General features: G+C 73.9%; 6 protein-coding genes and 1 pseudogene. 3 read left to right on the plus strand and 4 right to left on the minus strand.

What is annotated here, in order from left to right; translation table 11 throughout:
- Positions 1–295 (minus strand): annotated as a pseudogene (locus C1I92_RS32395) (hypothetical protein); the annotation flags it as partial.
- 193 nt (positions 296–488) lie between these two features.
- On the opposite strand from C1I92_RS32395, the gene C1I92_RS34695 reads away from it, so the two are divergent.
- The gene (locus tag C1I92_RS34695; protein ID WP_199521817.1) at positions 489–1,907 is read left to right on the plus strand and encodes a PQQ-binding-like beta-propeller repeat protein; all 1,419 of its coding nucleotides are present in this window, start codon (positions 489–491) and stop codon (positions 1,905–1,907) included.
- Position 1,908: 1 nt separating this feature from the next.
- On the opposite strand, the gene C1I92_RS32405 is transcribed toward C1I92_RS34695, so the two are convergent.
- On the minus strand, positions 1,909–2,187 hold the full coding sequence (locus tag C1I92_RS32405) for a MoaD/ThiS family protein (protein WP_111258751.1): 279 nt from the start codon (positions 2,185–2,187) through the stop codon (positions 1,909–1,911).
- Positions 2,187–2,969, minus strand: coding sequence for an alpha/beta hydrolase (locus tag C1I92_RS32410; RefSeq protein WP_199521818.1), 783 nt, complete (start codon positions 2,967–2,969; stop codon positions 2,187–2,189). The genes C1I92_RS32405 and C1I92_RS32410 overlap by 1 nt, the downstream gene beginning before the upstream one ends.
- A 145-nt stretch (positions 2,970–3,114) precedes the next feature.
- On the opposite strand from C1I92_RS32410, the gene C1I92_RS32415 reads away from it, so the two are divergent.
- On the plus strand, positions 3,115–3,879 hold the full coding sequence (locus C1I92_RS32415; protein WP_111258752.1) for a winged helix-turn-helix transcriptional regulator: 765 nt from the start codon (positions 3,115–3,117) through the stop codon (positions 3,877–3,879).
- Between the two features lie 17 nt (positions 3,880–3,896).
- Complete coding sequence (mshD, locus tag C1I92_RS32420) at positions 3,897–4,796, plus strand: mycothiol synthase (RefSeq protein ID WP_111258753.1); 900 nt, start codon at positions 3,897–3,899, stop codon at positions 4,794–4,796.
- A gap of 36 nt (positions 4,797–4,832) precedes the next feature.
- Here mshD and C1I92_RS32425 read toward each other — a convergent pair.
- On the minus strand, positions 4,833–5,986 hold a 1,154-nt coding region (locus C1I92_RS32425), incomplete at its 5' end, for an ABC transporter permease (RefSeq protein WP_146605375.1).

Below are 5,986 nucleotides of genomic sequence, written 5' to 3' on the forward strand. Positions count from 1 at the left end.
GCACCAGCTGGACGATGATCGACGCGACCAGCGTGGGGCCGAGCAGCGCCGCCATCGGGGTGAGGTCGGACGTCGCGTCGGACCAGGTCCAGGCCAGTGCGCCGGCACCGGCGGCGAGCGCGATGGCGGCGGACCGGCGGGCCGCGCCGGCCCGGGTGGCGGCCACGGCGCCGAGCGTGAAGATCAGGATGACCAGGGCGATCCCGACGGCCAGTAGCGTGCTCCCCGACGCCGACGCGAGCGCCAGCACGCCGGCGAGGGCGGCGACGGCCAGCGAGGCGTGAACGGAGGGCACCTTTGAATGCTTGCAGACGCGGACCGCCCACCCACGCCGAAATGACAACAACTCCACAACAGTCCGGCTGCCCTCGAGGCACGGCGTGATCTCGGTCTCGCCTACTGGACGCGTGCCCCTTCCCTAAGGTATTTGGCACATCGTTTTACGTCATCGGGCACACCGCGTAGTCGTTCGAAAGGATCCACAGGAAATGACGAACATTCGCGGCCGCGTCACGGCGCTGCTCGCCGTCGCCGCGGTTGCCCTGACGGCGTGCGGCGACGACTCCGAGCCGTCGGCGGACCAGACCAGCACCGATGCGCCGAGCGAGGCGCCGTCGGACGAGCCGTCAACGCCGGAGGAGACCACACCCGAGTTCAGCTGCCCGCCGCAGATCGGCGCCGAGCTGCCCGAGGGCCTGGACCCGGACAACTGCTGGTCGCACGAGGGCCTGGAGCGCCCGGCGCTGATCGACGGCACCGTGTTCGCCCTCGAGCCCGACGCGTCGGACCCGGCCACGGACCGCCACATCGTCGCGCTGGACGCCGAGACCGGCGAGCGGCTGTGGAAGTCCGAGGTGCTGCCGGGCCAGGTGTCGGCGCTGCGGGCGACCGAGGTCGGTGGCAAGCCCGGCGTCGCCGTCATCGTCACCGAGGACGACGCCGGCGACGCGGTCACCGAGGCGTCGACGGCGTGGGGCTACCTCGCCTGGCCGGCTGACGCCGGTGGCGACGAGGGTGGCGACGCCGGCAGCGCCGACCCGTCCTTCCCGGCCGAGGTGCACATCACCGTGCCGCAGGGCGAGAACCCGCACACCGAGGTGTACTGGACCGATCAGGGCGTGCTGGCCGGCGACTTCGTCCTGAAGCCGGGTGCCACCGAGTTCGTCCCGATCAACCGTGACACGGAGCCGATGGTCGTCGACCAGTACGACCTGGAGGAGTACTTCGCCGGGATCTCCGGCGACCTGGCGATCTCCTACGTCCTCGGCCAGGCGTGGACCGAGGACGGCGGGGAGTACGGCGACACCTACTTCGGCTGGAGGGCCCGCACGTTCGACGGCGCCGAGGCCTGGAACACCGTCGCGTCGAAGGCGAACGTGGAGGACAGCATCTACGCCGATTCGCCGATCGAGGTGGCGATGGTGGTCGGCCCGTACCTGCTGACCATCTCGGCCACCGACGAGAACGCCACCGCCTTCGAGATCACCTGGCTCGACGCCGCCACGCACGAGCCGGCCACCCCGTCGGCCGCCGACCTCGCCGGGGCGAACCCGGTCGTCGCCAACTCCAACCCGAGCGCCACCGGCGCGCTGGTCTCCCCCGACGGCAAGCGCCTGTTCATCGGCTGGTCGCCGCAGGGGCTGATCCTGGACGTCGAGGCCGGCACGGTCACCCCGGTCGCGGCCGACTTCGCGATCCAGGGGTTGGCGATCGACGACTCGACGGTCTTCGGCGCCACCGAGAACGGCACGCTGACCGTCGACCTGGCCAGCGGCGAGGCGACGGCGATCGAGGCGCCGCGCCAGTCGTTCGACATCGTCGACGGCGAGTTCGGCCTGGCGACCATCGAGGGCGCCGTGGGCGACCCGTCGTACCTGGTCGGCGGCCGCCGCTCCGACGCGAGCTAGATCAACACGAGGTCGGGTTGCTCCCGCCGGCGAACGGCGGGAGCAGCTCGATCGCCGAGCCGTCGTGCAGGGCGACGGTGGCGGGGTCGCGCGCGCCGGCCGGAGTGCCGTCGACGACGACGGCGCAGATGTCGAGGACGGCACCGAACCGCGGGCTCTCGCGGTGCGCCGTCCGGGCTGCGGCCAGCGCCTCGGCGAGCGTGCCGGCGTCGACGACCTCCTCGGGGATGCCGGCGGCCGCCCGCAGCGCTGCCCAGTACCGAACCGTCACCTTCGCCATCACGACATCGACCGGACCGCGTCGACGGCGAGCGTGTGCTCGTCGAGCCAGGCGCCGATGCGCGCGACCAGTGGCTCCGTGGCGCCGGCCTCGGCGTGCCCGAAGCCGCGCTCCAGCCAGAGCGTCGCGACGGGCGCGGCGGCGTGCACCTGCCAGGCGTGGTGCACCGGGAAGTAGTCGTCCTTGTCGCCGTGCACGACCAGCAGCGGGACATCGAGCTCGGCGGCCGCCGCCCGCGCGTCGATCGGGGCGGGCGTCGACCAGCCGGCCGGCGAGACCCGGGTGCGGCGCAGCAGCCGCAGCAGCATGCGCCCGGGCTTGGTGAGGATGAGCCGCAGCAGCGTCCGCATGGCGGCCGTGCCGCGGTAGTGCCACTCACCGGGCACGCTCACCGCGGCCACCGCGCCGACACCGCGGTGCAGCGCGCCGTGCCGGACCGCGACCGCGGAGCCGAGCGAGAACCCGAGCGTCGCGACCCGCCGGTAGCCCAGCGCCCGGGCCCAGCTCACCGCGGCGTCCATGTCGAGCACCTCGCGCCAGCCCAGCGTCGAGTGGCCGCGCGACCGGCCGTGCCCGCGCAGGTCGAGCAGGACGACCGACGCGTGCTCGCTGAGCCAGCCGGAGATGCGTCTCATCTGCGGGCTGCGCGAGCTCTGCGTGAAGCCGTGCGCGACCACGACGGCGAGGTCGCCGTCGACGCCGTCGCGGCGCGGGAAGTAGCGGGCGTGCAGCAGCGTCCCGTCGGCCGCCTGCAGGCGGCGCGAGTGTCCGGAACGTTTCACGCGTGCGTCCGGCCGGGGTGTTGTTGGTGCCCCTGGTGTGTCGAGGTCCGGCATATCAGCTATTCTCTCCCACCAAGGGACCTGGGCGATGACGCCGGCGGGTCCCTTCTGCGTTCACCGGCCCCGGCCGACTGGAGGTCACGACATGGCAACCATCGTCTTGCTGACCAACTCCCTGCAGCCGTCGGCCGAGGTGCTGCCGGCCCTGGGCTTCCTGCTGCATGACGTCCGGGTCCTCCCCGCGGAGGCCTCCGCGCTCGTCGACGCGCCCACCGGCGACGTCGTCGCGGTCGACGCCCGGCGCGACCTCTCGCACGCCCGCGGGCTCACTCGGCTGATCCGCACCACCGGGGTCGACGTCCCGCTGCTGGCCATCGTCACCGAGGGCGGGCTGGCCGCCGTCACCGCCGAATGGGGCATCGACGACGTGCTGCTCGACTCGGCCGGGCCGGCCGAGGTGGAGGCGCGGCTGCGGCTCGCGCAGGGCCGGCTGGCCGCGGCCGGCGACGACGCGCCCGACGAGATCCGCTCCGGCGACCTGGTCATCGACGAGGCCACGTACACCGCGAAGGTGGCCCGCCGCACGCTCGACCTCACCTACAAGGAGTTCGAGCTGCTCAAGTTCCTCGCTCAGCATCCCGGCCGCGTCTTCACCCGTGCTCAGCTCCTCCAGGAGGTGTGGGGGTACGACTACTTCGGTGGTACCCGCACGGTCGACGTCCATGTGCGGCGGCTGCGGGCCAAGCTCGGCGCCGACCACGAGTCGCTGATCGGCACCGTCCGCAACGTCGGCTACCGGTTCGTCCCGCCGCAGCAGGGCCGCTCCGGCCGCGCGGCGGCCACCGTCCCGCTGCCCGACGACACCGACCTGGACGACCGGGCCGACGTCAGCATCACCCTCGCTGACTGACCGGTAATGTCGTCGCGATGGCGACGACGTTCACGGCGGCGGAGGTCGCGGAGGTCACGGCGCTGGCCGACCGGGCCCGCGCGGCCGACGCCGTCGCACCGTTCTCCGACGACCTGTTCCCGGCCGTCGGCTCCGGGGCGACGATGGCCGCGCTGACCGCTCGCGCCGGCGACCTCCTCGTCGGCGCGGCGTACGCGGCCGCGCAGGGCGATCGGCTGGCCGCCGAGCTCGTCGTCGACCCGGCCTATCGCCGGCAGGGCCTGGGCGGCTCGCTTCTCGCCGACCTGCTGGACTTCCTCACCGGTGAGCTGTGGATCTGGTCGCACGGCGACCATCCGGCGGCCGCGGCGCTGGCCCGCCGGCACGGGCTGGTGCGCGCCCGCGAGCTGCTGCAGCTGCGCCGCCGGATCGCCCCCGGCCAGTTCGCCGAGCCCACCCTCCCCGACGGTGTGCGGCTGCGCCCGTTCCGGCCCGGCCGCGACGAGGAAGCCTGGCTGGAGGTCAACAACGCCGCGTTCCACTGGCACCCCGAGCAGGGCGGCCAGACCCTCGACGACATCCGGTCCGCCGAGTCCGCCGCCGACTTCGACCCGGCCGGGTTCTTCCTCGCCGTCGACGCCGACGACCAGCTGCTGGGCTTCCACTGGACCAAGGTGCATCCGCACGACCCCAGCCCAGGCCCGGACGGCATCGACGAGCCGATCGGCGAGGTCTACGTCCTCGGCGTCGCGCCGGCCGCGCACGGCCGTGGGCTCGGCGGCGCGCTGACGATCGCCGGCCTGCGCCATCTCGCCGACGTCGCCGGGGTGCGCACCGTCACGCTCTACGTCGAGGGCGACAACACCGCCGCCGTCCGGCTGTACGAGCGCGAGGGCTTCACCCGCCACGCCATCGACGTCGCCTACCGCCGCGACTGACCGCGCCTGCACAGCCGGCCTCCTCGACGTGATCGACTACTCGCGCAGGCCGATCGCGTCGACGGGGCGAAGGCGCAGGGCGGCCCGGGCCGGGATGCCGATGGCGAGGAAGCCGATCAGCGCCGTCGCCAGCACGATTCCGGCGAAGCCGGCCGGCGAGATCGACGGCACCGGCGACTCGGTCAGCCCGAAGCTGAGCCCGACCAGTGGCGGCAGCGCGACCAGCAACCCGACGACGACCGACACCGCGACGATGACCGCCGCCTCGACCCGCATCATCGCCAGCACATGCCGCCGGGCGGCGCCGGCCAGCCGGAGCAGCGCGAACTCACGCGTCCGCTCCGCCGTGGCCATGACCAGCGTGTTCACCACCGACACGGCCAGGTAGGCGAGCAGCGCGAGAATCGCCACCAGGCTCGACGACGTCTCCGCGGCGCGCTCGGCCGAGCCGGCCGCGGACAGGTCGGACCCGGTGCCGGCGACCAGGCCGGGGTGCTCGGCCGTCACCTGGGCGACCGTCTCGGCGTCGCCGCCGCCGACCAGCACCCAGCTGTCCAGCCCGGTGGTCGTGTGCTCGGCCAGCTGGTCGTGCGGCAGCGTGACGTCGCCGAAGCCCAGGCCGCGGCCGTAGACCGCGACCACCGTCGGCTCGATCGTGGTGCCGTCGCCGAGCACGATCTCGACGGTCTCGCCGACCGACGCGCCGAACGTGGCCGAGGCGGAGCGGCTCAGCGCCACCGTGCCGTCGCGCAGGTCGCCGAGGTCGCCCTCGCGGACCTCGAGGTCGAGCGTGCGGTCCAGCCCGGCCGGGTCCAGCCCCTGCGCGGCGAACGCCGCCTGCGCCGGGTCGCCCAGCTCGTTGTAGCGGACGACGACCTGGCTGTGCACGACCGGCGTCACCGTCGCGTCGTCGCCCAGCTCGTCGCGCAGCTCGTCGGTGACCGCGGCGCCGACGCCGCCGTCGCTCCCGGTCACCACGTGATCGGCCACGACGCCGTCGACGGCCTGCCGGCCCGCGGCGGCGGAGAGCGTGCTCTGGCTGAACAGCTGCACCGAGACGACCGCGACCGCCAGCACGATCGGCGTGACCGCCGCCGCCAGCCGCCGCGAGTTGGCCCGCATGTTCGCCGTCGCCAGGTACCCGTGCACCGGCGACAGCCGCCGCACCGGTGCCGCCAGCAGCCCCGCCG

This window comes from Jiangella anatolica, assembly GCF_003236295.1.
Lineage (GTDB): Bacteria > Actinomycetota > Actinomycetes > Jiangellales > Jiangellaceae > Jiangella > Jiangella anatolica.